General features: G+C 63.6%; 28 protein-coding genes. 14 read left to right on the top strand and 14 right to left on the bottom strand.

Annotation, left to right across the window (positions count from 1 at the left end):
* The first annotated feature begins 115 nt into the window (after positions 1 to 115).
* The 6 genes from topA to rpmG all read left to right on the top strand — a co-directional run bounded on the left by topA (position 116) and on the right by rpmG (position 7,690).
* Positions 116 to 2,716, top strand: a complete 2,601-nt coding sequence (gene topA, locus JN280_RS22960) for a type I DNA topoisomerase (RefSeq protein WP_202305608.1) — start codon at positions 116 to 118, stop codon at positions 2,714 to 2,716.
* 4 nt (positions 2,717 to 2,720) lie between these two features.
* A complete protein-coding gene (rnr, locus tag JN280_RS22955; RefSeq protein WP_202305606.1) occupies positions 2,721 to 5,021 on the top strand; it encodes a ribonuclease R in 2,301 nt (766 codons plus the stop codon).
* A 2-nt stretch (positions 5,022 to 5,023) separates the two neighbouring features.
* Positions 5,024 to 5,458, top strand: a complete 435-nt coding sequence (locus JN280_RS22950) for a DUF983 domain-containing protein (protein WP_202305589.1) — start codon at positions 5,024 to 5,026, stop codon at positions 5,456 to 5,458.
* A 21-nt stretch (positions 5,459 to 5,479) separates the two neighbouring features.
* Complete coding sequence (locus JN280_RS22945; protein WP_202305587.1) at positions 5,480 to 6,220, top strand: NUDIX hydrolase; 741 nt, start codon at positions 5,480 to 5,482, stop codon at positions 6,218 to 6,220.
* 15 nt (positions 6,221 to 6,235) lie between these two features.
* The gene (locus tag JN280_RS22940) at positions 6,236 to 7,420 is read left to right on the top strand and encodes an MFS transporter (RefSeq protein WP_202305585.1); all 1,185 of its coding nucleotides are present in this window, start codon (positions 6,236 to 6,238) and stop codon (positions 7,418 to 7,420) included.
* A gap of 102 nt (positions 7,421 to 7,522) precedes the next feature.
* The gene (gene rpmG, locus JN280_RS22935) at positions 7,523 to 7,690 is read left to right on the top strand and encodes a 50S ribosomal protein L33 (RefSeq protein WP_188256947.1); all 168 of its coding nucleotides are present in this window, start codon (positions 7,523 to 7,525) and stop codon (positions 7,688 to 7,690) included.
* 194 nt (positions 7,691 to 7,884) lie between these two features.
* Here the strand turns inward: rpmG and JN280_RS22930 are convergent, their stop codons facing one another.
* Together JN280_RS22930 and JN280_RS22925 are read right to left on the bottom strand one after the other, a co-directional pair.
* Entirely contained in the window at positions 7,885 to 8,202 is a 318-nt protein-coding gene (locus JN280_RS22930) for a hypothetical protein (RefSeq protein ID WP_202305583.1), read from the bottom strand.
* Positions 8,199 to 8,702 (bottom strand): hypothetical protein, encoded by a 504-nt coding sequence (locus JN280_RS22925; protein ID WP_202305581.1) that lies wholly within the window; start codon positions 8,700 to 8,702, stop codon positions 8,199 to 8,201. The genes JN280_RS22930 and JN280_RS22925 overlap by 4 nt, the downstream gene beginning before the upstream one ends.
* A gap of 87 nt (positions 8,703 to 8,789) precedes the next feature.
* Here JN280_RS22925 and JN280_RS22920 point away from each other — a divergent pair, with 87 nt between their 5' ends.
* The 3 genes from JN280_RS22920 (at position 8,790) to JN280_RS22910 (ending at position 9,920) form a co-directional block, all read left to right on the top strand.
* Positions 8,790 to 9,074 (top strand): helix-turn-helix domain-containing protein, encoded by a 285-nt coding sequence (locus JN280_RS22920; protein ID WP_202305580.1) that lies wholly within the window; start codon positions 8,790 to 8,792, stop codon positions 9,072 to 9,074.
* Positions 8,983 to 9,408 carry a Rap1a/Tai family immunity protein gene (locus tag JN280_RS22915; protein ID WP_244741932.1) on the top strand — a complete coding sequence of 142 codons (426 nt, stop codon included), beginning with the start codon at positions 8,983 to 8,985 and terminating at the stop codon, positions 9,406 to 9,408. The genes JN280_RS22920 and JN280_RS22915 overlap by 92 nt, the downstream gene beginning before the upstream one ends.
* 74 nt (positions 9,409 to 9,482) lie before the next feature.
* Entirely contained in the window at positions 9,483 to 9,920 is a 438-nt protein-coding gene (locus tag JN280_RS22910; RefSeq protein ID WP_244741928.1) for a thermonuclease family protein, read from the top strand.
* Here JN280_RS22910 and JN280_RS22905 read toward each other — a convergent pair.
* Positions 9,917 to 10,228, bottom strand: coding sequence for a hypothetical protein (locus JN280_RS22905; RefSeq protein WP_202305578.1), 312 nt, complete (start codon positions 10,226 to 10,228; stop codon positions 9,917 to 9,919). The genes JN280_RS22910 and JN280_RS22905 overlap by 4 nt on opposite strands.
* Positions 10,229 to 10,349: 121 nt before the next feature.
* On the opposite strand from JN280_RS22905, the gene JN280_RS22900 reads away from it, so the two are divergent.
* The 3 genes from JN280_RS22900 to JN280_RS22890 all read left to right on the top strand — a co-directional run bounded on the left by JN280_RS22900 (position 10,350) and on the right by JN280_RS22890 (position 11,799).
* Positions 10,350 to 11,051, top strand: a complete 702-nt coding sequence (locus tag JN280_RS22900) for an SOS response-associated peptidase (RefSeq protein WP_202305577.1) — start codon at positions 10,350 to 10,352, stop codon at positions 11,049 to 11,051.
* 308 nt (positions 11,052 to 11,359) lie between these two features.
* Positions 11,360 to 11,608 (top strand): hypothetical protein, encoded by a 249-nt coding sequence (locus JN280_RS22895; protein WP_202305576.1) that lies wholly within the window; start codon positions 11,360 to 11,362, stop codon positions 11,606 to 11,608.
* A complete protein-coding gene (locus tag JN280_RS22890; protein WP_202305575.1) occupies positions 11,605 to 11,799 on the top strand; it encodes a hypothetical protein in 195 nt (64 codons plus the stop codon). Before JN280_RS22895 ends, JN280_RS22890 begins: the two co-directional genes overlap by 4 nt.
* Positions 11,800 to 11,933: 134 nt before the next feature.
* On the opposite strand, the gene JN280_RS22885 is transcribed toward JN280_RS22890, so the two are convergent.
* Positions 11,934 to 12,191: a DUF6894 family protein gene (locus JN280_RS22885; protein ID WP_202305574.1), complete on the bottom strand. Its 258-nt coding sequence runs from the start codon at positions 12,189 to 12,191 to the stop codon at positions 11,934 to 11,936.
* Between the two features lie 878 nt (positions 12,192 to 13,069).
* Between JN280_RS22885 and JN280_RS22880 the strand changes: the two genes are divergently transcribed.
* A complete protein-coding gene (locus JN280_RS22880) occupies positions 13,070 to 13,309 on the top strand; it encodes a hypothetical protein (RefSeq protein WP_202305573.1) in 240 nt (79 codons plus the stop codon).
* Positions 13,310 to 13,551: 242 nt separating this feature from the next.
* Here the strand turns inward: JN280_RS22880 and JN280_RS22875 are convergent, their stop codons facing one another.
* Complete coding sequence (locus JN280_RS22875; RefSeq protein WP_202305571.1) at positions 13,552 to 13,821, bottom strand: DUF982 domain-containing protein; 270 nt, start codon at positions 13,819 to 13,821, stop codon at positions 13,552 to 13,554.
* Positions 13,822 to 13,945: 124 nt separating this feature from the next.
* Positions 13,946 to 14,950, bottom strand: coding sequence for a P63C domain-containing protein (locus JN280_RS22870; RefSeq protein ID WP_202305569.1), 1,005 nt, complete (start codon positions 14,948 to 14,950; stop codon positions 13,946 to 13,948).
* Between the two features lie 237 nt (positions 14,951 to 15,187).
* Between JN280_RS22870 and JN280_RS22865 the strand changes: the two genes are divergently transcribed.
* A complete protein-coding gene (locus JN280_RS22865) occupies positions 15,188 to 15,640 on the top strand; it encodes a pyridoxamine 5'-phosphate oxidase family protein (RefSeq protein ID WP_202305567.1) in 453 nt (150 codons plus the stop codon).
* A 41-nt stretch (positions 15,641 to 15,681) separates the two neighbouring features.
* On the opposite strand, the gene JN280_RS22860 is transcribed toward JN280_RS22865, so the two are convergent.
* From JN280_RS22860 to JN280_RS22825, 8 genes are all read right to left on the bottom strand, one after another.
* Positions 15,682 to 16,041, bottom strand: coding sequence for a hypothetical protein (locus JN280_RS22860; protein ID WP_202305565.1), 360 nt, complete (start codon positions 16,039 to 16,041; stop codon positions 15,682 to 15,684).
* Between the two features lie 15 nt (positions 16,042 to 16,056).
* Entirely contained in the window at positions 16,057 to 16,233 is a 177-nt protein-coding gene (locus tag JN280_RS22855; RefSeq protein ID WP_202305564.1) for a hypothetical protein, read from the bottom strand.
* Positions 16,234 to 16,244: 11 nt separating this feature from the next.
* On the bottom strand, positions 16,245 to 16,955 hold the full coding sequence (locus tag JN280_RS22850) for an NlpC/P60 family protein (RefSeq protein ID WP_202305563.1): 711 nt from the start codon (positions 16,953 to 16,955) through the stop codon (positions 16,245 to 16,247).
* A 383-nt stretch (positions 16,956 to 17,338) separates the two neighbouring features.
* Positions 17,339 to 19,879: an SGNH/GDSL hydrolase family protein gene (locus JN280_RS22845; RefSeq protein ID WP_202305562.1), complete on the bottom strand. Its 2,541-nt coding sequence runs from the start codon at positions 19,877 to 19,879 to the stop codon at positions 17,339 to 17,341.
* 43 nt (positions 19,880 to 19,922) lie between these two features.
* A complete protein-coding gene (locus JN280_RS22840) occupies positions 19,923 to 22,352 on the bottom strand; it encodes a hypothetical protein (RefSeq protein WP_202305561.1) in 2,430 nt (809 codons plus the stop codon).
* Positions 22,352 to 22,732 carry a DUF6950 family protein gene (locus JN280_RS22835; protein WP_202305559.1) on the bottom strand — a complete coding sequence of 127 codons (381 nt, stop codon included), beginning with the start codon at positions 22,730 to 22,732 and terminating at the stop codon, positions 22,352 to 22,354. The genes JN280_RS22840 and JN280_RS22835 overlap by 1 nt, the downstream gene beginning before the upstream one ends.
* A 3-nt stretch (positions 22,733 to 22,735) precedes the next feature.
* A complete protein-coding gene (locus JN280_RS22830; protein ID WP_244741923.1) occupies positions 22,736 to 23,326 on the bottom strand; it encodes a hypothetical protein in 591 nt (196 codons plus the stop codon).
* Complete coding sequence (locus JN280_RS22825) at positions 23,326 to 23,991, bottom strand: hypothetical protein (protein ID WP_202305555.1); 666 nt, start codon at positions 23,989 to 23,991, stop codon at positions 23,326 to 23,328. Before JN280_RS22825 ends, JN280_RS22830 begins: the two co-directional genes overlap by 1 nt.
* Between the last annotated feature and the right edge of the window lie 14 nt (positions 23,992 to 24,005).

Genomic DNA, 24,005 nt, shown 5'->3' with positions numbered 1-24,005 from the left:
CAATTTCAACCCTTGCCCTTGACCAGATTGAAAACCGCAGCCATTTGACGGGCCGACTGAAAAGCAATTTGCCGACCGCAAAGCTCCGGCGCATCGCGGGGAAAATCGAGAATTCATGGAAGTCGTCGTCGTCGAATCACCGAACAAGGTGAAGACCATCAACAAGTATCTCGGGCGAAACTACAAGGTTCTCGCCTCCTTCGGCCATGTCCGAGATCTGCCGGCCAAGGATGGATCGGTCAAACCCGACGAGGACTTCTCCATGTCCTGGGACGTCGACGGCCCCTCTTCCAAGCGGCTCACCGACATCGCGAAGGCGGTCAAGGATTCCGACGGCCTGATTCTCGCCACCGACCCCGATCGCGAGGGTGAGGCGATCTCCTGGCACGTGCTGGAGGTGCTGAAGCAGAAACGCGCGCTCAAGGACAAGCCGGTCAAGCGCGTCGTCTTCAACTCCATCACCAAGCAGGCCGTGCTCGACGCCATGGCCAATCCGCGCGAGATCGATCCGCCGCTGGTGGACGCCTATCTCGCCCGGCGCGCGCTCGACTATCTCGTCGGCTTCACTCTGTCGCCGGTGCTGTGGCGCAAGCTGCCGGGCGCCCGCTCGGCCGGGCGCGTCCAGTCGGTTGCGCTGCGCTTCGTCTGCGACCGCGAGGCCGAGATCGAGCGTTTCGTACGCGAACAGTATTGGCAGGTGGCCGCCATCCTGGCGACGCCGCGCCAGGACACGTTCGAGGCGCGTCTCACCACCTTCGACGGCAAGAAGTTGCAGAAGCTCGACATTTCGAGCCAGGAGCAGGCCGACGACATCAAGGCGATGCTCGACGGCGCGACTTTCCGGGCGCTCTCCGTCGAGGCAAAGCCGACCAAGCGTAATCCGGCTCCGCCCTTCACCACCTCCACCCTGCAGCAGGCGGCATCGTCTCGTCTCGGCTTTTCGGCGGCGCGCACCATGCAGGTCGCGCAGCGCCTCTACGAAGGCGTCGACATCGGCGGCGAGACCGCGGGTCTCATCACCTATATGCGTACAGACGGCGTTCAGATGGCGCCGGAAGCCATCGGCGCGGCGCGCTCGGCGATCCAGAAGGAATTCGGCGAGAAGTACCTGCCGGAGAAGCCGCGCTACTACTCGACCAAGGCCAAGAACGCGCAGGAAGCCCACGAGGCGATCCGCCCGACCGATTTCACGCGCACCCCGGCCTCGATCCGCCAATATCTCGATCCCGACCAGCAGAAGCTCTACGACATGATCTGGAAGCGGGCGATCGCCAGCCAGATGCAGCCGGCCGAGATCGAGCGGACGACGGTCGAGATCGAAGCCGTCAACGGCCCGCGCTCGGCAGGCCTGCGCGCGGTGGGCTCGGTGATCCGCTTCGACGGCTTCATCGCCGCCTATACCGAACAGAAGGAAGACGACGCCGAGGACGAGGAGAGCCGGCGCCTGCCCGAGATCCGCACGGGCGAGCAGCTTCTGCGCGAGGTCATCAACGTCACCCACCACACCACCGAACCACCGCCGCGCTACACCGAGGCCACCTTCATCAAGAAGATGGAGGAGCTCGGCATCGGCCGGCCGTCCACCTACGTCGCGACGCTCAAGACGCTGGAGGACCGCGACTATGTGAAGATCGAGCAGCGGCGGCTCATTCCCCAACCGAAGGGCCGCCTGGTGACGGCCTTCCTCGAGAGCTTCTTCGAGCATTATGTCGAATACGACTTCACCGCCTCGCTCGAAGAGAAGCTCGACGAGATTTCCGACGGCAAGCTCGCCTGGAAGGAAGTCCTGCGCGACTTCTGGCGGGACTTCTCCGGAGCCGTCGACGACATCAAGGAATTGCGCATCACCGACGTGCTCGATGCCTTGAACGAGGAACTGGCGCCCCTGGTGTTCCCGGCGCGCGAGGACGGCGGCAATCCACGCACCTGCCCGAAATGCGGCACCGGCAACCTGTCGCTCCGGCTCGGGCGCAACGGCGCCTTTGTCGGCTGCTCGAACTATCCCGAATGCAGCTACACCCGCCAGTTCGGCCCGGCCAATGGCGGCGACGACGCCGCCGGCCTCGAGGAAGGCACCAAGGTGTTGGGCAAGGATCCCTACACCGAGGAGGAGATTACGCTGCGGAGCGGCCGCTTTGGCCCCTATCTGCAGCGCGGCGACGGCAAGGACGCCAAGCGTGCCAGCCTGCCGAAAGGCTGGAGCCCGGCCTCCATCGACCATGAGAAGGCGATGGCGTTGCTGTCGCTGCCGCGCGACGTCGGGAAACACCCCGAGAGCGGCAAGATGATCTCGGCCGGCATCGGGCGCTATGGTCCCTTCGTCCTGCATGACGGAACCTACGCCAATCTCGAAAGCGTCGAGGACGTCTTCTCGATCGGCCTCAACCGTGCCGTCTCCGTGATCGCCGAGAAACAGTCCAAGGCGAAGGGCGGTCGCAACGGCGGCACGCCGGCCGCATTGAAGGACCTCGGACCGCACCCCGACGGAGAAGGCAACGTGACGGTTCGCGACGGGCGCTACGGACCCTATGTCAACCATGGCAAGATCAACGCCACACTGCCCAAGGGCAAGGACCCGCAGTCCGTGACGCTCGACGAGGCGCTTGCGCTCATCGCTGAACGGGCGGCGAAAAGCGGCGACGGAAAGAAGCCGGTCCGCAAGGCTTCGGCGAAGAAGCCGGCGGCCAGGAAGTCCGCCGCCAGGAAGAAGGAATAGCGATTTGGCGCGCAGCATATCCGGGCGCAAGGGGGCCCCGGCGCGTGGCGACAAGCCGGCAGGCGTCGACTTCCGGCCGTCACGCGACGATATACTGCGCTTCGTTTCGGAAAACCCCGATCTCGCTGGCAAGCGCGACATCGCGAAGGCCTTCGGGCTGAAAGGCGGCGACCGTGTCTGGCTGAAGGACCTGCTGCGCGACCTTCAGGATGAAGGCCTGCTGCAGAAGGACCGCAAGCGGCTTGTCACGCCGGGCGCCCTGCCCCATGTCGTGGTGCTGGAGATCTTCGGGCGTGACCCCGACGGCGGCCTGCTGGCGCGCGCCGTCGAGCGCGCCGGTCAGGACGACGACACCAATCCTGTCGTTGCGATCAACCTGCCGCGCGCGCCGAAGGGCCCGGTGCCCGGCATCGGCGACCGCGTGCTGGCCAAGGTCTTTCCGACGCGGGAAATCACAGGGCCGGCCTACACCGCCCGCGTCATGAAGCTTATCGACCGGCAGCGCGAGGCGGTGCTCGGCGTCCTGCGCCAGGCGGACGACGGCAGTTTCCGCATAGAGCCGGCCGAGCGGCGCCAGCCGGAACTCGTGGTCGAGCCTGATTTCCTGAACGGCGCCAAACCGGGCGATCTCGTCGAGGTGGAGCCCTCGCGGACGGGACGATACGGCCTGCCGCGCGCCAGGATCCTGACCGTGCTCGGTTCGCTCACGAGCGAGAAGGCGGTCTCGATGATCGCCATCCATGCCCACGAGATCCCGCACATCTTTGCGCCTGAAGTGCTGGCCGAGGCCGACGCCGTCAAACCCGCGACGCTATCCGGGAGGGAAGACTGGCGCGACGTGCCGCTCGTGACCATAGATCCGGCCGACGCCAAGGACCATGACGACGCCGTTTTTGCCGAGCCCGACCCGGACGGGAACAACCCGGGCGGTGTCATGGTCATCGTCGCGATCGCCGACGTCGCCGCTTATGTGCGCCCGGGCTCAGCTCTCGACCGCGAAGCGCTGAAACGCGGCAATTCGGTCTATTTCCCCGACCGGGTCGTGCCGATGCTGCCGGAGCGCATCTCCAACGACCTCTGCTCGCTGCGCGAAGGCGTCGACCGGCCTGCGATCGCCGTCAAGATGGCCTTCGCCGCGGACGGCCGGAAACTCCGCCACTCGTTCCACCGGGTGATGATGAAGTCGGCGGCCCGCCTCGCCTACCCCCAGGCCCAGGCGGCGATCGACGGCCGCCCGGACGACGGAACCGGACCGATCCTCGAAGCGGTGCTGAAGCCGCTTTGGGAGGCCTATGCCGTGCTCAAGCGCGGCCGTCAGGCCCGCGAGCCGCTGGAACTCGACCTGCCCGAGCGCAAGATCCTGCTGAAGCCCGACGGGACCGTGGACAGGGTCGTCGTTCCCGAACGCCTCGATGCACACAAGCTGATCGAGGAATTCATGATCCAGGCCAATGTCGCGGCGGCCGAGACCCTCGAGGCGAAGCGCCAGCGTCTGGTCTATCGGATCCATGACGGCCCTTCGCTCGCCAAGCAGGAATCGTTGCGGGAGTTCCTCGCTTCGCTCGGCCTGTCGCTGGCGCGCGGAGCCCAGCTCCGGCCCGCGCAATTCAACGCGATCCTGGACCGGGTGCGCGGCGCCGACAACGAGGCGCTCGTCAACGAGGTGGTGCTGCGCTCGCAGAGCCAGGCCGAATACGCGCCCGACAACATCGGCCATTTCGGCCTCAATCTGCGACGCTACGCGCATTTCACCTCGCCGATCCGCCGCTATTCCGACCTGATCGTGCATCGCGCCCTCATTGCTGCGCTCGGTTTCGGGCCGGACGGCCTTACGCGCGGCGAGGAAGAACGCCTGGACGAGACCTCAGCGCTCATCTCTGCGTCGGAACGCCGCGCCATGGCGGCCGAACGCGACACGGTCGACCGCTTGATAGCAGCCTATCTATCTGAAAGGATTGACGAAACCTTCGATGCCCGTATTTCGGGCGTCACCAAGGCGGGGCTTTTTGTCCAGTTGCCCATCTACGGCGCGGACGGTTTCATACCGGTGTCGTCCCTGGAGGGTGATTACTATATCTATGACGAGACCGCCCGCGCCCTCTATGGGGAGCGCACTGGCAAGGGTTATCAGCTCGCCGATCGCGTCGAGGTTCGCCTCGTCGAAGTCGCGCCGCTCGCGGGCGCGATGCGTTTCGAGATGCTGACCGATCCCAAGCCGCTTTCCGGTTCGCGACGGTCGTTCCACAAGGCAAAAGGCAAGGCGCGCAGCCGCGCGGCAAAGCCGCGGCCCCGCGGCAGGAGATGAATATGGAACAGCAGGTTTTCGGCGGCCAAAAGAAATCCGCACGGCCGGCCCGGCCGGTCCGGGATGCCATGCTGCGCGGCGCCTGCAACAGGTGCCCCCATTGCGGGGAAGGCCGGCTGTTCGCCTCTTTCCTCAAGACGGTGAATCGCTGTGAGGTCTGCAGCGAGGAAATGCACCATCATCGCGCCGACGACCTGCCGGCCTATCTCGTCGTGGTGATCCTGGGCCATATCATCGTCGGCGCCTTCATGGCCTTCGAGGCCACCAGCACATTGTCCACATGGCAGCATCTCGCCATCTGGATCCCCTTGACGGTGCTGTCCGCGCTGGTGCTGATACGCCCGGTAAAGGGAGCTGTCGTCGGGCTGCAATGGGCGCTCTATATGCACGGCTTCGGCGGCGAGGAAGACGCCATCGAGGCACATCCGGAAGCCTGACGAAAGGATCGAGGTAGCTCGATGGAAGGACTGACCAGGGCCGAGGTCGACAAGGCCGAATCGAAGGATTTCGCGCTGGGCGGCAAGCCGATGCGGCCGCGCGACGCCGCAACATTGATCCTGCTCGACCGTCGCCGCGACCAGTTCCTCGTTCTGATGGGCAGGCGTCATGCGCGGCACGCCTTCATGCCGGGCAAATTCGTCTTTCCCGGCGGCCGCACCGATCCCACGGACAGCCGCATCCCCGTCGCCGAGGGCCTCCACCCTGCCGAAGAGACAAGGCTGGCGGGCACCGGCCATCGTGCCTCCTCCACCCGCGCCCGCGCCATCGCGCTCTCGGCGATCCGCGAGACCTACGAGGAAGCCGGCCTTCTGATCGGACGCAAGGGCCCCTTCTCGACGGCCAAGGCGGAGTGGCAGGAATTCGTGCGCCAGGGCGTGTGTCCGTCGCTGGAGAAGCTGCGCTTCATCGCCCGCGCCATCACCCCGCCCGGACGCGTGCGCCGCTTCGACACCCGTTTCCTCGCCGCGTGGCGGGAGGATGTCGCCGTCGCCCTGCCCGACGGCGGGCCGACCAACGAGCTCGAGGAACTCGTGTGGCTGCCACTGCAGGAGGCGAAGCAGGCCGACATCCCCACCATCACCCGGACGATCCTGGGCGAACTCGAACAGCGCCTGGCCGACGACCCGATACTCGGCCCGGGCGGCCCGGTTCCGTTCTACCGGATGCTGCACAACCGCTTCCGCCGGGAAATCGTCTAGGCAGCGTCGGCGGGCATGCACACGCCGCACCAGAGCGCAGCGCTGGCGCATACGCGTTGGCTGGCGATCACGGCCGCGATCGCCTCGATCAGCGTGGTCGGCATCGCGATCGGCCTCGGCATTCCCCTGCTCAGCGTCATCCTCGAAAGCCGTGGGCATTCGGCCTCGATGATCGGCCTGAACACGGCGGTTGCCGGCGTCGCCTCGATCGCGGCCGCGCCGCTGGCCATTCCGCTCGCGGTGCGCTTCGGCGTCGTGCCGACCATGCTGGCGATGATCCTGGCCGGCGCTTCCGCCTTCGTCGGCTTCTATTTCGCGCCCCATTTCTGGATGTGGTTCCCGCTTCGTGTCACCCTTCACGTGGCCTTGACCGTGCTCTTCATCCTGTCGGAGTTCTGGATTTCGGTCTCGGCGCCGCTGCACCGGCGCGGTTTCGTGCTGGGCCTTTATGCCACGGTGCTGTCACTCGGCTTCGCGGCCGGCCCCTGGCTGTTCTCGCAGATCGGGAGCAAAGGGTTCCTGCCCTTCGGCGTGACCTTCGCCGTCACTATGATCGCCGCGATCCCGGTGGCCGCGGCCTGGCGGCAAAGCCCCGCGATCAAGCGCTCCGACGACGAATCGCGCAGCTTTGCCGGCTACATCTGGCTGGTGCCGACAGCCACCGCCGCGGTGCTCGTCTTCGGCGCGGTCGAAACGGGCGGCTTCGCGCTTTTCCCTGTCTACGGCGCCCGCATGGGGTATTCGGAGAGCGACGCCGCCTTGCTGCTCAGCATGATCGGCCTCGGCAACGTCGTCATGCAGGTGCCGCTCGGCATGATCAGCGACCGCGTACGCGACCGCCGCCAGTTGCTGCTCGGCTGCGCGCTCACCGGTCTGGCCGGAATGCTTGCTTTGCCGTATCTCGCCGGGAACTGGTATGTGCTGGCGGTTCTGCTGTTCTTCTGGGGCGGCGTGGTCGCCGCCCTCTACACGATCGGGCTTGCCCATCTTGGCGCGCGCCTATCCGGCCATGAGCTCGCCTCAGCCAACGCCGCCTTCGTGTTCTGCTACGGGCTAGGCATGGTGCTCGGCCCCCAGGCGATCGGCATCGGCATGGACATCCTGGGCGACCAGGGTTTCGCCTGGTCGCTGGCGCTCTTCTTCGCCGCCTATGTCGCCTTGGTCGCGTGGAGGCTGGCCGCGTCGCGGTCCCGGACTTGACTTTTCGGCCGCCTTCTATATCAGTCGCGCCACGTTTTCCGCGTCCGGGTTTCGTTCCCGTGCTCAAGCGGTACGAAACTCAAGAAACAACGGACGAGAATCATGGCCAAGGCTGCGAACATCAAGATCAAGCTTCTGTCGACCGCGGACACCGGTTTCTTCTACGTGACGAGCAAGAACAGCCGCACGAAGACGGAGAAGCTGTCGTTCCGCAAATACGACCCGATCGCCAAGAAGCACGTCGAGTTCAAGGAAACGAAGATCAAGTAGTCCTCGTTTCCGACACGACGCAGATCGACGCCGCCCATCGGGCGGCGTTTTCGTTTACTAAGACCTTGATATTGTTGGATTCTTTTATCTCAACCATATCGCCCAACATAACACCCACTCCGACCGACCCGCATAGGCGCAAATTAAGCCCCGGCCACGTTTCCGCAGCCGGGGCTCAAGGTTGAGAAGTTTGATCAGTAGGGCATGATTGCGTGCAGGGCGTCCTCGTCGGCAACGCCCCACTCGGCAGGGTCCGCTTCAGCGTCGTGGCTGTCCTCGTCGTCGGGGTTACCGTCCCAATGCTCGTTTTCGTCCTCGCGATCGTCGCCGCCAGTGCCAGCCAGATACGGTTCAAAATCCGCGTCGACCTCCATCATGTCGAGCGCGGTTATCAGCGCCATGGACTGGTCGAGAAGTTCCTCTAGCCGGATCTCAACGGCTCGCCGCCATTCGTGAGGCGCGATGCCCGCAGGGCAGCCGTAGGGCTTCAGAAGCGGCGTGTGAGCGTTCATGACGCGGACTCCCCTGCCAGCCGCCTGATGTCGACCGCGATGGACAGAAAGTCATCGCGGTCGACAAAGTCCTCAAGGATCAGTCGATCGCCGGCTCGGAGCTTCACGGCCATGCCCTGAGGCGTGTGGGCGGGAATCGCAAAAATGCGCCGGCCGATTTTCCAGAGATCATCAACGATCGCGCCGAAGGCCTTTTCGGCAGCCTCGCTTTCTGGACAGACGTTGCCGCCAGTTCGGTTGCATATGTCGACGCATACTGCGTTGGCACGCTCCATCCTGGCGTGAACGGCCTCCATCTCCTTGTCGAGCTGGAGCAGTTCAGCATCGGGATGTTCGCGGAAAAGAGTCATAATCGGCGATGCAACGGACACGTTGTCCGCTGCACGCGCCGGTGCCTCGATGAGAGCGGCGGCAGTGAGCCCGCCCAGGAGGGCGAGCCGGCGGTTGATCTTGGCAGCGGGCATAGCTTCGCCGGCCGCCGAAACGATGGTATTCGGCATGGGTCCGTTCCTTGTAACGATTTCGTAACGGTGATACGATATCAAAGTAGGACGTTTCGTCAATTGAAATCGTAACAGGGTTCTGAAATGAATTCCGTCCAGAGCAAAATGGCAAGGGCTGCGCTCGGACTTGGGGTGCGCGAACTCGCCGAGTTGGCGAAGGTCTCACCGGACACAATTGCCAGGTTGGAGAGGGGCGATCCGCTCAAGGAAAGAACGGTCGACGCAGTTCAGGCCGCATTGGAGGCGGCCGGAGTCGAATTCATCCCGGAGAATGGCGGTGGCGTCGGTGTACGGCTACGGAAGTGGCGCCCTAGCGAAGAAGGCAAGCGGCCTGATGAACTCAACGCAACCAATGATGACAAAGTATAATATTCTTGTCCTGGTCGGACTTACCATGTCCTTAACGATGCCAGCTCTCGCCCAAGAAAGAGCAACGTACTTCTTCAACGGCAATCAGCTTTATGAGCTTTGCCGATCCGACAGAGGCGAGGCGCAAGCCTACATTCTGGGATTCAATGATGCCACTGCGCTCCGCGATGAAGTGAATAATACAGCAACGTTCTGCCCGCCGTTAACCGTGAAAAGCGGCCAATTCGTCGACGCTGTTTGCCAAGAACTAGAGCGGAATCCTGCCGACCGCCATTGGCAGGCGGCCTTTATCGTCCTGTCTGCAATCCAAAAAGCCTGGCCATGCCCTCAATGAAAAACTGGCCGGCGGTATCGCCAGTTAGTCGTGCCCTTGTTGTCGCTGTATCGTTTTCCGCAACTGCGACCGCTATGGAGGTTCCGACCGTCGGCCGCGCCAGTGTCGTCGACGGCGACACGATCGAGATCCATGGCGAGCGCATCCGCATCAATGGGATCGACGCGCCAGAGAGCCGGCAACTCTGCACCGACGGTGCGGGGAAGACTTACCGGTGCGGCCAGGTCGCCGCGCTCGCGCTCGACGACTTCTTGAAGGCGGCGCGGCCGACGACCTGCCACAAGGTCGACCGGGACCGATACGGCCGGATGGTCGCCCGCTGCACTGCCGGCGGAAAGGACGTGGCTGAATGGCTCGTCCGGAACGGCCATGCGCTCGACTGGCCGAAATACAGCAAGGGCGCCTATGCAGCAGCACAGAACAAGGCACGGCAAGATCGCATTGGCATGTGGCAGGGTGAATTTGTGGAGCCCTGGGAGTGGCGCAAGCAGCAGAGGCGGCCGGGGCTTTAGTCGTCCCGCCAGACGGGAACACGCTTGATCTTGATGGCTGCCAACCGCCGGATGCGAAGCCCGACCGCCTCGCTGCCTGTCGGAATGAACGCCTTCACGTCAAGAATGCCGTGATCCGCGCCACCCTCGCATTTCATCCTCAGCATCAGCGAATCGACGTCGACATCGCCGAATATCTGGATCAGGTCGTCCGGCCGGTAGTGATTGACGCGCTTGCAATAGGCGCACCTGACCCGCACGAGCTGCATATGCTCGTTGAGGCGGGATAGGGGAAACTCCCCCTTCTTGGGCCAATACGGTTCCGGCATGGTAGGGAATTATTCCTCTCCCTATCATCCTGACAAGCCCGGATTGACTCTTTTGTTCTCATTTTGTCCACTGCCAGCCCGGCTGGAAGCACCGAACTGTGACCCGTGAGGAGAATCGCCAGTGTGCAATCTGTACAACATCACCACGACGCAGCGGGCAATCCTCGAATGGTCCAGGGCGATGCGGGATCTCACCGGCTTCAACGAGCCGAGCCGTGACGTCTATCCCAACTTCCTGGCGCCGGTCGTCCGCGTCGGCGAGGATGGTCAGCGCGAGGTCGTGCCGCTCCAATGGGGCATGCCGACGCCACCTGATCGGATCAAGGGCAAGGCTGACCCTGGCACGACCAACATCCGCCGCCCGAACTTTGGGCATTGGCAGCCGTATCTCGACGTCCCGCACCGCTGCATCGTGCCGGCGACGAGTTTTGCGGAGCCGTCGCCCACACCTGGCGACAAGGATCCTGAAACCGGCGTCCAGCGGAACTATTGGTTCGCGCTCACTCCGGACCGGCCATTGTTCTTCTTCGCGGGGCTATGGACCCGTTGGACGGGCGTGCGCAAAGTCAGGGATGGCGTGCAGGAATTCGAGCTCTACGGCTTCTTCACGACGTCGCCGAACGCGGTGGTGAAGCCCATCCACGAAAAGGCGATGCCGGTGATCCTCACCACCCAAGAAGAAGCCGACACCTGGTTGCGCGCGCCGTGGTCGGAGGCAAAGGCCCTGCAGCGCCCGCTCCCCGATGATCAGCTCGTCATCGTCGAGAAGCCGCCCACCCAGATCAAATACCCGGGCGCCGCGGTGCAAGGATCGCTACTATAGGGGCCGACGATCCGCGCGCGTCGACAGCACGCCGCCAGGCCTCTAATGAGCACTGGTGCGATCTTGAAGGCGCCGTTTCCACACCCCAGATTTTTGCCGCTGTGAGTGTTTCACTTTTTGTCAGTGGGTGAACGTCATGCCAGAGCTACACAGACAAGGATTGGAACTTGTGGTGGATCTCTTGGACGCGGCCGACCATCTCGACGATATGCCGCACGAGGATGTCCGCCGACTTCTTCGGAATACCGCCGATGTTCTCGCCGACTTGTTGAAGCGTGACATCCCAACTCCGCGCTCGGTGACCGCAAATGTCGCAATCCAGACCAAGCAAGCTCATCGTCGTCGCGGCGTTCGATCAGACCGATGATGGGGAACTCGTCGCTGCCTACGGCCCTGCTGAGCAGCAGAGCGAAGACCGGGCTGTCAAGCTGGCCGAATCGCTCTCGCGGAAGCATTCCGGCGTGATCGCTTGGGCGCGTGACGCCGATCCCGCCGTTGGCGAGTATGGGCCGCCGACAGTGCTTTTCCAGAGCGGCGATGTACCGGACATGGAATGATGTCTGTCCGCCTCACCCTCGACATAGACGACGACATAGCGGCAGCGCTCAACAGGCTCCGCGTTGAAATGGACCCGGCATTTTCGCTCGAAATCGTAGCGGCCGAGCTGATGCGGGATTGGCTGATCGGCGCGGGCTATCTGCCGTCCGACGAGATCGAGGAAGACACGCCGACAGAGGGCGAGGCGTAAGCGCTAACTCTCCGCGCCTCTATTTGAGCAATATCTAATGCGATTCATCATTTGGGTCGCCCGTCTCCTCGGTGACCCGCCCCGTTAGGCCCGCGCGATGGTGGCGCGGGTCTTTCAATTGGTTGCCGAAGTATTCACTGCTTGCCAGTGCCCAGCGCGTGCAGTCCGCTGAACTCCAACGCCAGCAAAACACTAAGAATTGCCTCGCCTACCGTGCTTCGGATTTCGATCCGCAGCTCCTGTCGCAATGAGCCCTCGATCATCTCCTCAGTCATATCGGCAAGCGCACGGGCTGCTTCGCCGATGGCGGCCTTGAGATCGTCAAGTTCCAAGCCGGTTTCGTCGAGAACACGCGTGCCATTGTTCAATATATCGAAGAAGTAGCGGGCCATGCGGGCGGATCTTTCCAGAAAATCGCGATGGAGGAGGTTTGGAGCTATCACGCCTCCCCCATCCTGCTCAATTTGAACAGCCGGCGCAAGCCGGGCAGCAAACCAGGTCGGGAACCTAGATTCTCTGCAGCCAAATCACTCGATGGACGTGCAACTTCGTTCGTTGGCGTTCCGCATAGAGAACGGCAGATCTTCGGCTCGCGAACCTCTCCGTTTCAGCGATGCCTCCGACCACCGATCGGACGAACCAATCACCATAAACTTGAATTAGGGCGACCGATGCGTGCAGAGGAGGCCTGGTGGCTTTCGTGGACATAGCTTTCTGCCCTTTCCCAAGGCTGGGGCGAAAGCGTGATTGTCTCTTCCAACAGCCGGCGCCCGTGTGATGTGCCGGCAACGACCCTATCGGGCGCCCATCGAGCCCCAGAGTCAAGCGAATACCGGGCCTTCAATTTCGTTGGAACCATCTCGGCAACTCTACGTTCGCTTTGTGCGCCTGTGGCGCGACTTGGCGGAGAATGAACACACGGCAATTGCAGCGAGAAATCGCACGCCTTGTAAACGCGACTGAGCAAATAGTTCGGGGGGAAGCTGACGTTGTCAGGCAGCGCGCCATCGTCGAAGATCTTATTTCTGTAGGCGGCGATACGACCGAAGCGAGAGAACTCCTATCGGAGCTTTTGAATACACTCGCGAGCTTGCGTGCCGATCGTGACTTGATCGAAGGGGCCATGGCCCGGTTGACCTGAGGCGGTTCCATTTGTGATTTGACTTTGGTTCTCGGCGAGCGCCCATTCGCATGTTGCCGGCATTTGAAACGGGCGCCGGCTGTTGGAAGAGACAATCACGCTTTCGCCCCGACCCTGAAGGGGCATTCCATGCAACTTCATCAGCGTGGCGTCGATCTGCTCATGAATGTCATGGAGGCGGTCGACCAGTCGGACGAGCTTACCCCGCAGGAGAGGCGGCGACTGCTGCAAGAAGTGGTCGAAGTGATGAGCCAGATTCTGGAGCGGGACGCTCTGATAGCGCTCAATTCGTTACGGCGCTATCCGCCTCAAGCGACTTCTACCTCGCTTTCGCCAAGTGCAGGGGCGTTTCCATATGCATCGTCATGAACGTGTCGTCGACCTCTTCATGAACTTGAACGATGCCCGTTGGGCGGGTGGATCTACTTACCCCTGACGAGACCCGCCGACTGCTTTTGGAAGCCACCGAGGTCATGAGCCTGCTCCTGGAGCGAGACGCTGCAATCTCGCTGAGGGAGGAACGCTCTTTCACTCCCAAGCACCTCAGGGCTCGACGGAGATCTTCCGATTAGAGGGAGGGGGGGCGAGGCGAGGCCGCTTCAGGAGGTAGCTTAATGCCCGTAGAACGACAGCGTGGGGTCAACCCGCATACCTGCCGTCTCCACGGCGAGGATGAACGCAACACTGGCGTCTTCGATGCTGCTCTTGCCGGTGTCGGCGCTGGCGCACTGCTTCATCGCGTTCGTCCATTGCTCGCTGTCGTTGCTTGGCCAATTGTCGAACAGGAAATTCGAAGCGTCGGTCACCGTGACGATGAGCGTGAAAGTCCTCAGCCTCTCGACAAAAATCACGACGGGCATGGGGAACTTGTTTTTGATCATCAGGGACGGTGCGCCTTCATTGCGGCGAAAGAGAGTGCAGCCACCAGATATTTGGAGGCGCGGAATCGGCCAAGCCCGCGCATCCGGGCAGCGGACACGCGGGCTCTGGCGGAGGACTGCGCCATCAATCGGGAAGAAGTTCTGTCTGATCGCCCTTGCGCGGGAAGGCCCTGGCGAACATCCGTTTGAACGACGGCCAATCATCTGCAACCCGCATGATCGCAGTCGTCGCTGCTAGCTGGCGCTCCAGATGCGGGTTGCCGATCTGGTCGGTCAGATACTGGTGGTGCCGAACCTTCCTGCGCCCCTGTCCGTCCTTCGGGTTAACCCGCCGCAGTTCGTCGAGAACACCATTCGGCAGTTGCTCATAGATGTAAGTGTTCGTGAACTTGCCGACCACGCCAGGGCGCGCCACCGACTCGGGATCGTACGGCCATTTGTGGAGACGAAACATTTCCTCATAGAACGAATTCGGGAACCGCTGGGTCCAAGGCATCAGTTCCGGCGCGATGTATGCCTCCAAAATCTTGTGGAGCGCATCTCGTTTTCGGACTTCCTGATACCCGGTCGCCTCGTCGACCAGGGCCACGATGCCGACCCTTGCCAACCCGCGGATCAGCAGTTCACATTTCTGCGCGATCGAGAGCTGTTGCTTCTGAAGAACGCCAGCCTGACGCGCCGCGAGCACGGCTTCACAGAGTTCGACCAGAATCTCCGCCTCATATCCATACGCCCGACCTCCGGTCGGAGTGACAAAGATAATCGGATTGCGGATTCGCTCCGCCAAGTCATTGGAAATATACGGTTTAATGCGTTCGCGGCTGACAAAAAGCTCGAAACGATTCATGCCGGCGACCATGCTGCCGCCTCGCGCCATGTTCATGGCAGACTGCATTCCGGAAATCGTCAGAACCCGACGTTCGTCGTCGAGCACGTAGCACGGGATTTCCATATCGCCGATGCGAAGCGGCCGATCGTCCGCGCCGAAAATCGCTTTGGCATAGCTCGCCCGATCGGGGTCTGCTTTCGCCCATCGTGCCATTGCTCCGGCGGAAGCGACCTCACGCCGAGCCTCCGCAGTCATCTTCTTGAGCCTTGCCTTTCCTGCGTCACTGAACCTGTTACTCATCGAATCACCTATGCTAACGACCGATAGCAGTATCTATGCTATCGAGCGCTAGCATGTCAAATTCCTGCGTCGTTCGCTTCCTCCTGAACATCAGCACCAGGAGCGAACGAGGATCCGAGCCCGGACCGACCATTGCGGCCGAAGAGTATTTGCCGGACATGGCGTTGACGTACGTCAAGGCCACGCGGTCTGCGGCCCCTATTATCATCACGGCTGCAATGGTCTTGGAGACGACCGATGAACGAAGAGATCAGAGAGAAGATCCTGACGCTGTTGGATCAGCACCGGATCATGACGATTGCAACGCTGAGGCCGGACGGTTGGCCGCAGGCGACCACCGTCGGCTATGTGAACGAAGGCCTTACCCTCTACTTCCTCTGCGGCCTGGACAGCCAGAAGGCGGCGAACCTGGCGCGAGACGATCGCGTGTCCTTGACCATCGATCATGATACGCCACAAGTGATGGAAATTGCCGGACTTTCCATGGCGGCGCGCGCGCAGGCGGTGGTCGACCGGGGCGAAGCGGAAAAGATCTTGCGAATGTTGCCGCTGAAGTATCCGGAGCAAGTCTCGCTGCCAGGGCCGATGCCGACTCCGGAACAGGTTCGGATATTCCGCGTGACGCCGACAGTCATCTCCGTGCTCGACTACTCTAAGGGTTTCGGCCACACAGATCTCGTCACGTGCTGAGCGCCCACCGCTCCAAGGGAGACCCGCCGGCCTAAGCGAGATTAGGGCGGCGGCCGACCGGTGAGCGTGTACCAGGCCGCCGCGGCGCCGGCCGCGGCCGACAGCAGCGCCTTTCCGATGGACCACAGGGCCCTGCCGAGCGACCCGGCGAAGACCACGCGGTCGCGCACGCGCTCCAGCTCGGCAGTCGTCGGTCGAATCGCCTCGACGCTCCTTTCTACCGCTACGAGCCTATGCGTGATGCCGATGATCTCGCGCTCGACCCGCTCCGAAGCCTCGTAGCCGCGCCGCCGTCCTTCAGACGCGGCTTTCAATTCCTCGAGGATCGAAGCAACTGCCCGCTCGATCCCATTCAGCCGCTCATCAAGCCTAGCGACCTGTGCTTCCGTGCTGACGGCCATTACCAATGCCGCCGATCAGTCAGCGTTCTTCGGCGCGAGATAGGTGACGACTGCCGGCGCCAGCCCGGTGATCAGCGCCATCAGAACATAGGCGTACCAGGGCGAGCCCTCCGGCAGATAGATCGCACCGATGCTGGCACCAGTAATGACGCCGCCCGTGCCGGCGCCGATCGCTTTCGAAATCTTGTCCATGGTCAGGCTCCTTATGCCTCGTTGGTGGAAACGGTCGCGTCGATGTCGCGGTAGGGCAGCGCCTCGGTCGGCAGCGCGTAGCTCGACGGCCAGCGCAGCGGGCCGGAGAGCCGATCCTTGGCGATCTTGGTGATTGTCACGGCGTTGGTCTGGTTGCCGCCGAGAACGTGGAAGTAGCTGCGGTCGTGACCGACGACGAAGCCGACATGCCCGCCGCCGGGCCGCACAAAGGCCGCCACGGCGCCGAGCGCCACGATATCGATCGGCCGCCCGAACTGCCTCCAGTTGAGCGCCCAATAGGGGTTCCCGGGCAACGGCTCGTCGGGCAGCGCGAGCGCCAGGCAGGTTTCCACGAAATCGCCGCACCACGGCAGTTTCGCCGGGTCGCCGAGCGTGTGCCCGTCGCTCTTGAGCCAGTCGCGCAGCGTCTTGTTGTGGATCTTCTCGTGCTGGCCGATCTTCGCCCGCGCGATCGCGATCCACGGCGGCACGACCTCGCCGGCAGGAACGCCCGGCTCCGGCGCGGCATCGCCTGACAGGCCAAGCGCGGCGAGCGTGATCGGCCCAATGGTGCCGGGCCATTTCACGGCAAGGCCCCGATCCGCCTGGAACTGCCGCACCGCGGCCGTGGTGCGACGGCCAGGGATGCCATCCGCCCCGGTCGGCCCGAGGTCATAGCCGAGCGCGATCAGCGCGCGCTGCACGTCCAGCGTCGTTGTCATGTGGTTGTTCCTTTGAGTTGCGAAGATGTCAGGCCAGAGCGCGGCCGCGACTATCAGCGGTTGCAACGACTCCAGGTTCGATAAATGATGCCGGTGACCGGGAGGGATTCTGAGAAAGGAGACGACATGGACGTCAGCCCCTTGTTAGCCGTCTGCCCGGTTTGCAAAGGCGCCGGAAAGATACGGCCTGCCAAGAACAGAACGACCACCTGTCAAACGTGCGACGGAACAGGCAAGGTCGACTTCCGCACCGCAGATGAAGACCTACAGATGAAGATCGCGACGCAGTACGCATCGTAGCGGCAGCGCGATCAGCGCACTGCTGGCGCTGCAATGGTCGGCAAGGGGCCCTCTGCCCCCGGTCGCGGCGGCTGTGCGGGCTCCTAAACGTGGTTCGCCATGAACCGCAGGAACGTTTCGACGGCCTGATCGGTCCCCGTCTCCCGATAGTGCACATCGTCGGTCACGCGCACGATCTCGGGGGTTGACCCCGTGGCAGCGCTGATCGTGCTCTGCGTTCCCCAGCGCAGATAACGGCTCTGATGCGCCCACACCGGAAGGATGAAGGTGTTGGCGTCGGCGATCGTCACGAGCTGATCCATCGCCGCCTGGATGACAGCGACATATTCAGCCCACTTGTGGATCACACCGCCGGCGAAGGCCGTCGCCTGCAGGCTGAAAACGATCTTGGCCGAAGGTGCATCGGCCCTGATGCGCTTCGCCAGCACCAGCATGCCATCAATGAAGTTGGCCGCGGCGTCCGATGTCGGCAGCCCGACCTTGGCGAAGGCGATGTCGTTGGCGCAGGAGTTGATGAACACGAAATCCGGATCGGCATAGGTGAACCGGTCCAGATACATCTGGAAGTCGAAGACATGCCCGTTGCGCACATAGGCGGGCGCGCCGCTCGTCTCGCCGCCGACGGCCGTCCGGATGAACGGGTTGTAGCCCTCACGGTCGTCGCTGGAGAGCGCCAGGTATGCGGCCGTCGAGGCCGGCACCAGCATCACGGTGTTGTCGGCGTTGGTGTAGTGCGACAGGTCCTTGCCGCCGCGCCCCTCGCATGGCCGCACCGTGATGCCGCCGACATAGGCATCCTTGCCGTCGATCGTGCCGAGGAACGTCGGCGTCGCGCCGTTGGCGACAAGCGCCTCATAGAGCCTCGGCACGGTGCCGGAACTTTCGAACAGGCTGTCTCCCAGCATCAGGATCGTGGGGCTCTTGCCCGACAAAGCCGACAGCGGCGCGCTCTCCAGAGTCACGGCCTTGGTTGCCTGTATCGCCGGCTTCGACAGCGAGACGGAGCGCAGCTGCAGCGTCGAGCCGCACCGCGCCGGGTCGATCTCTATTTCGGTCATCATCGCCGCCTGGCGCACATAGGGCCGGCGGCCGGCGCCCTTCGACGTCGCCACGGTGAAGATCTGGTCGCCGCCGACATTGTCGCGGCCCGTAAGCGTATCGGGATAGAGCACCACCGGCCATTCGTCGATCGCCCACATGACGTCGGGATAGAGGATGTTCGCCTGGGCATCGGGCGCCGCCAGCTGCTCGAGGCCACGAAGCCGGGAGCCGAGTTCCTCGTCGGGCAACGGATAGTCGCTGCGGCGGACATAGATGTCCTTCTGCTGCGCCCACGCGAATTGCAGCCCGCAGATGATGATGTCGCCGGTCGCCGTCGCATTGGGGCCGACCCGCAGCGACGCGCATTCGAAGCCGGTCAGCTCGAGCCACAGGATGTAGCTGGCCGAGCCGTCCGAATTGTAGCTCTTTTCCTTGAGCATCGGCGCGGCGACGACAACGGTCCCGGCCTTATTGCGGGCGAACACATAAGGCGTCCCGAAATCCCCCGCGACCGTCGACTGCACATACACGCGAACAAACAGCCAGCCGTCCCGCCGCGGCGTCAGCATGTCGCCATGGATGAGCGGCTTGTTGTTGACCGCATTCTCCCAGCCGCGGGTAAAGCCGAGCGCCAGCAGGCCGGCATCCGTCACGTCGACCGCGACGACGCTGTTGGCGATCTTCGTCGAATCGTCGTTCCGGCTTTTGCCGAAGGGGTATTCGTTCGGCAGCGTGCGGGCGACGGGCGCGTCGAATTCCTGCACCAGGCCCTTGTAGCTGGTCGCCAGTCGCTTCAGGTTCTCGTTGCCGCCACTCGGAGCGGACGCATTGATCACCTCGGCATGCATCGACTGATCGGTCGGGTTGATCCACAGCCGCCAGGCGCCATCGGCCGCCAGGTCGGACCATTCGAACTCCCCGAACGCCAGCGAGCTCGGCGGCGTATAGGTCACCGCGGAGCCGGAAGGCGGCTGCAGGATGAAGGTCGGCACCAGCAACCGATCCGTCTCCTGGCAGATCGGCCGATAGAAGGCGGCTCGATACTGGCTTTCGACGGCATCCTGCAGCGTGCCGAGAGCCGAGTTGGAGTTGCTGATATTGACCCATGTGACGGCGGTGCTGCCGATCGTGATGCTGGTCGCGGTGCAATACCATTGCGTGTTGGCGTTGGTGGAGCCTGTCAGCACCAGCACGGCCGCGCGCTCCAGTTCGGCGCCGGAGTTGGCATCGTCGGCCCTGGTCGGCGCGCCCGAAGCGTTGACGACGTAGATGCCGTTCTCCGCCGCGCTGGCCTGGTTCTTGATCAGGATCCTGTCGCCGGTCGCCAGCACAACGCCGTCGACCGCATCGCCGTTTTCGAAGGACGAAGCAAGCGTCCCGGCCCCCGTCGTGGCGACGCGGACCGCCTCCTTCCAGATGACGCCGGCGATCATGCCTTCGAGGATCTCGTTCAACTCGGTTTCGATGAGCGCGCCGATCGGCCTGATCTCCGACTTCTTCGGCTCGTTGGCCCCGCTCGCCGGCACGCCATCCGTCACGAAGTCGCGGAACGCGGTATTGAACTGGTCAGCGATGCTTCCCATGGAATTCTCCAAATCGATTTTTCAAGGAAGAAAGTCGACGGCCTTAGAACACCGTCACCTGATACGGCCCTTGCGGGTTGCCGAGGCCGGATCGGTTGACCGGCTTGACGTAGTATTGCCACACGCCTTGCGGCGCGCAGCTTGCCGTCTCCTGGAACAGGATGGCGTTGTCGACGCTCACGACGGCCGTCGCCGAGGCGCGCAGGCCGAAGGTGACCGGCGTGGTGGGCGCCGCAATGGTGTCGAGCTTCTGGCCGACCGTCGTGTTCACGGTGCCGTCGGGCGCGGTGTCGCCGATGATGCGGGATCGAATGTCGCCACCCGAGATCGCGGTGACCTGGTAGCCGATGCGATAGTTCTGGCCGGCCGACATCGACGGCGTCTGCGTGATCAGCGACGCACTTCCCGAGGCATGGCTTGCCACCCCGGAACCGATCGTCCAGCCGGTGCCCTTCGTCCAGTTGGTGTCGCTGGCGAAATCCGGCGTCAGCAGCAGGTTTGTCCGTGTCGCATCGCCATCGGTGTAGTTGTAGGCGGCCAGCTGCGAGACATTGAGCACGGCGATCAGATCGCCTTCACCGGGCGTCCCGACGGTGGCGCGCCGATAGATCTTCACCCGGTCGAGATTGTTCGATCCCGGCGCCGTGAAGGCGAGCGTCGCCCGGCCGAGCCCGCCGTTGACGCTGACCCCGGTCAAGGCGCCAGGCGCGACAGGGTCGCCGTAGGCGGTGAGCAGCTCCGATGCCGTCCACGCCGACGGACGGCCGGACGGCGAGATATGCCTGATCTGAAACTCGTATTCGACGCCGTCGTCGAGCGGGAAGCTGTCCGCCTGTGTCGCGCCCGATTGCACCGGAATAGGCGTCCATTGGCTTTCCGACGTCTTCTTGCCGCGCGCCTGCACCTTCAGCGAGGCGACCGGCGGCGCATCGAAGGTCAGCCGCGCGATCGCCAGCGGCGCGCCCTCGACATTCAGATGCACGGCCGCCACCGAGAAGCCGGTCGGCACCGGTATCGTGCGATCCACATCCGTCTGCGTGCTGGCCGGGGCGTCGCCCTCCTCGGTCGCCGGGTTCCACTCCTCCGAAGCCGCAGGCATGGAAATCACCGGCATCATGACGCCCTGGAGAATCCCGTCGTCACCGAGGATAAACTGGAAATCCTGCACCTCGAACACTTCGTCGATCCCGAATAGCGGATAGCGGATCCTCACCAGGCGCTCGCCGAGCGCGGCAAGTCCGCGCAAATTGAACTGGAAGGTGCCGACCCAGTTGGGATTGGCGCGATAGGCTTCCTTCTTCATCAGTCGCCGCGTCTGGCCGTGCGCCGGCGACATCACGAACGGAATGTCCCGCTCGATCTCGCCGCGTCCCGCCACGTCGGCGACGTCGATCCAGGGATCGGCGTCCGCCGTCTGATAGTCCTGGTCGACGCCGAGATAGGTCGCGCGGATCACATTGGCGGTGGTGATGATGTCCTTGCCGCGCGACAGCTCGGTGAAGCCGACGATCGCATCCTCGTCGAGGATGACGGTCGGCTCCTGCCAGCCGCCGACGTTGAGCGTCAGGCCACCATCGGGCGTCGGATACAGGCGACCGTCGCAGCAGGCGAGCATGCGCCCCAGCACATCGCCCGGCCGCTCATTGAGGAAGTAGCTTCCCCACAGCCGGTAACGTGCCTCGGTCCCGCCGGCCTTGAGCGTAATGTTCTCGTTGCAGCGGTGATAAGCCGCCAGCCACCCGGCGGCGGCGAGCGGCGTCGAGAAGATCGACGTCGGCAACCGCATGCCGTCGGCATGGGTCATGTAGTCCCGTATCACCGCCGCGGCGCGATCGTTCCACACGGTCGTTTCCGTTGCGGGATTGAAGACCCGACAGCCACGGATGACGACCCGATAATTGGTGTTGATGCCGTTCGGATATTTCTCGAAGAACACTTCGCTGTCGACGCCCGGCTGAACGGCAAGAAGGGAGGCCACGCCGTCGCCGCGATGCGCCGATGTCCACTCCGGAAACTCGGTCGAAATCCCGTAGGCGGTTTCCGTCGGAACGCCGGTGCGCGTGGCGATGGTTATGTTCGCCTTCGGACCGCTGATCACGCCGCCGGAGCCGTTGAGCGTCACCTGCTCGTCGTCGATCCAGTATTCCTCGAAACCGTCGATCGGCCCTTGCCCAAGCGCGAGGATCTTGAAGAAGGTGCCGTCCTTGCTTTCCGCGAACACCCATGGCCCGGAGATCTTGGCCTTGCCGTAGTGACGCGAACGCGGCTGCGCCGGCTGGCGCACCGACGTCTGCACATCCTCCGGTTTCGGCGCCTGCGGCCGGAAGATCGATTGCGCCAGCAGTTGCAACCCGATGCCGATGCCGCCGATCAGGCCATAGGTCAGCGTCGCGGTGGCAATGCCGAGCGCAGCCCCCGACACGCCGAGCGAGGTCAGGCCAAGCAGCACGAAGCTTTCGATGACGCCGGGCATCAGGCGACTCTCCAGGCTTTCCACCCGGCGCCGAGCGGTGCTCCGATCATGCCGCTGTCATCGCGGCTCACCCACACCGAGCCCGCATGGATGGCCATGCACAGCCTGCCGGCATGGACAATCAGTCCGACGTCGCCGGCCTGCGGGTCCCTGGTCTTGGCAAACCCGCCTGCCCGCATGACGCGGTTGACCGCGACGGCGAGCCCGCCCGGCTCGGCAAGCCAGGCGCGCACATCCTCATCGGTCCTGAAATCCCGCCCGAAGCGCGCCAGGGCGGAAAAGCCGGTCACGCGCGTAACCCATTTGTCGGCCATGCGGCAGCATGCACCGGGATAGCCGGGCAGCGCGGCCTCGGCCCGTATGAATTCGTCGATGGTCACTGGTCAGAAATCCGGCCAGACGAAGGTCTTGAACAGCAGGCTTGGCGTGAACTGGAAAAACTTGTCGCCGGGAGAGCGCGTCTGCTGGTCGCGATCGGTATAGCGGCCGTTCGGCGGCCGGGAGCGGTTGAAGAAGGCGTTCTCCGCGACCAGTGTGATCGCCTGTGTGCCGCCCTCGATGTCCTGCATCGGCGTCCTGCTCACCTTCGGCGGCTGCATGAAGCCCCACCAGATGCCGATCGGCGCGCCGACGGGCTGCCAGTCCTCGTCAAAGAGCTGCAGGTAGACGATGACGAACTGCTGCTCGACCTCGGGCGTCTCCTCCAGCGCCTTGGCCAGGAAGTCGGGAGACTGCCCGGGCAGGCCGTTGAGCGTGAAGGTCACCGTCTCCGAAGCTGTCCCGCCGGAGATCCCGATGCCTTCGATCCGCCCGGCCCGGAACATCGGTTTCCACAGATTGCCGCTCGTGGTCAGCTCGCTGTTGCCATTCCAGACGCGCTCGGTGCCGCTGGCGAACTGGAACTCGACCAGGAGATCGAGCCGAACGACGCCGGCCGAGAGCTGCGCGACCTGATCGGGCGTAAAGAAAGCCATCACAGATCCTCGACGAAGTTGACGGTAGGCGTTCCGAAGCGGCGAAGCGCAAGCTCGAGGTCCATGGCGTCGTCGGAGGCCAGACGCATGCGGCAGACCGGATCGTCGAAATCCATCTCGGCGCCGGCGCCGGCGGCCTCACGCAACGGCGGCCGAAAGGTGATCGTTGCCGTGGTTGTGGTGTGATAGACGATCGTCCGCACCCGGTAGAGCCGCTCGCCGATCGAGAAATGCTGACCGGGCTCGATCGTGCCGCCATCGGCAGTGATTGACGCCGAGACGGCGCGCGCCGCCACTGCACCGCTCAATCGAACCGACATGGCGACACCCTGATACTCTGTGCCGTCACTGAAGGGGGTGTCGTCACTGTGCGGAACCGCCTCGAGCAGCCCGTCATTGGTCGGAACAGGCTGGTATGCCCGGCAAAACGGCACCAGGATCTTGCCAAGCCGGCCTTCCAGCAGGTTGTCGATGGCGCGCCAGGCTAGCACCCGCTGCCTGTTGTTCACGACGACCTGGCCGAAGGTCACTTTCCAGATCCCGGCATCCGTGGCCACCACCTGCGCCTTGCCGGACACGCTCGGCGGAGCGGCCAGGGTCCTCGGCGCCATGTTGAAGCCCGGGTTCTGCACCGGCAGAACCATGATTGGCCAGCGAATGGTCAAGATGATCGATCCCG

Origin of the sequence: Mesorhizobium sp. L-8-10 (assembly GCF_016756635.1) — a bacterium.
Taxonomy (GTDB): domain Bacteria; phylum Pseudomonadota; class Alphaproteobacteria; order Rhizobiales; family Rhizobiaceae.
The sequence above is the reverse complement of the archived record's forward strand: the minus strand, read 5'-3'. Positions and strand labels throughout refer to the sequence as shown.

Bases quoted from the DNA above. Each gene is read 5' to 3' on its own strand.
- JN280_RS22920 (WP_202305580.1), top strand. From the start codon at position 8,790: ATGAATTCCGTCCAGAGCAAAATGGCAAGGGCTGCGCTCGGACTTGGG.
- JN280_RS22840 (WP_202305561.1), bottom strand. From the start codon at position 22,352: ATGCCCGGCGTCATCGAAAGCTTCGTGCTGCTTGGCCTGACCTCGCTC.
- JN280_RS22890 (WP_202305575.1), top strand. From the start codon at position 11,605: ATGATGTCTGTCCGCCTCACCCTCGACATAGACGACGACATAGCGGCA.
- JN280_RS22940 (WP_202305585.1), top strand. From the start codon at position 6,236: ATGCACACGCCGCACCAGAGCGCAGCGCTGGCGCATACGCGTTGGCTG.
- JN280_RS22905 (WP_202305578.1), bottom strand. From the start codon at position 10,228: ATGCCGGAACCGTATTGGCCCAAGAAGGGGGAGTTTCCCCTATCCCGC.
- JN280_RS22895 (WP_202305576.1), top strand. From the start codon at position 11,360: ATGTCGCAATCCAGACCAAGCAAGCTCATCGTCGTCGCGGCGTTCGAT.
- JN280_RS22925 (WP_202305581.1), bottom strand. From the start codon at position 8,702: ATGCCGAATACCATCGTTTCGGCGGCCGGCGAAGCTATGCCCGCTGCC.
- JN280_RS22870 (WP_202305569.1), bottom strand. From the start codon at position 14,950: ATGAGTAACAGGTTCAGTGACGCAGGAAAGGCAAGGCTCAAGAAGATG.
- JN280_RS22860 (WP_202305565.1), bottom strand. From the start codon at position 16,041: ATGGCCGTCAGCACGGAAGCACAGGTCGCTAGGCTTGATGAGCGGCTG.
- JN280_RS22875 (WP_202305571.1), bottom strand. From the start codon at position 13,821: ATGATCAAAAACAAGTTCCCCATGCCCGTCGTGATTTTTGTCGAGAGG.
- JN280_RS22855 (WP_202305564.1), bottom strand. From the start codon at position 16,233: ATGGACAAGATTTCGAAAGCGATCGGCGCCGGCACGGGCGGCGTCATT.
- JN280_RS22865 (WP_202305567.1), top strand. From the start codon at position 15,188: ATGAACGAAGAGATCAGAGAGAAGATCCTGACGCTGTTGGATCAGCAC.
- topA (WP_202305608.1), top strand. From the start codon at position 116: ATGGAAGTCGTCGTCGTCGAATCACCGAACAAGGTGAAGACCATCAAC.
- rpmG (WP_188256947.1), top strand. From the start codon at position 7,523: ATGGCCAAGGCTGCGAACATCAAGATCAAGCTTCTGTCGACCGCGGAC.
- JN280_RS22880 (WP_202305573.1), top strand. From the start codon at position 13,070: ATGCAACTTCATCAGCGTGGCGTCGATCTGCTCATGAATGTCATGGAG.
- JN280_RS22945 (WP_202305587.1), top strand. From the start codon at position 5,480: ATGGAAGGACTGACCAGGGCCGAGGTCGACAAGGCCGAATCGAAGGAT.
- JN280_RS22830 (WP_244741923.1), bottom strand. From the start codon at position 23,326: ATGGCTTTCTTTACGCCCGATCAGGTCGCGCAGCTCTCGGCCGGCGTC.
- JN280_RS22885 (WP_202305574.1), bottom strand. From the start codon at position 12,191: ATGGCCCGCTACTTCTTCGATATATTGAACAATGGCACGCGTGTTCTC.
- JN280_RS22850 (WP_202305563.1), bottom strand. From the start codon at position 16,955: ATGACAACGACGCTGGACGTGCAGCGCGCGCTGATCGCGCTCGGCTAT.
- JN280_RS22845 (WP_202305562.1), bottom strand. From the start codon at position 19,879: ATGGGAAGCATCGCTGACCAGTTCAATACCGCGTTCCGCGACTTCGTG.
- JN280_RS22930 (WP_202305583.1), bottom strand. From the start codon at position 8,202: ATGAACGCTCACACGCCGCTTCTGAAGCCCTACGGCTGCCCTGCGGGC.
- JN280_RS22910 (WP_244741928.1), top strand. From the start codon at position 9,483: ATGGAGGTTCCGACCGTCGGCCGCGCCAGTGTCGTCGACGGCGACACG.
- JN280_RS22950 (WP_202305589.1), top strand. From the start codon at position 5,024: ATGGAACAGCAGGTTTTCGGCGGCCAAAAGAAATCCGCACGGCCGGCC.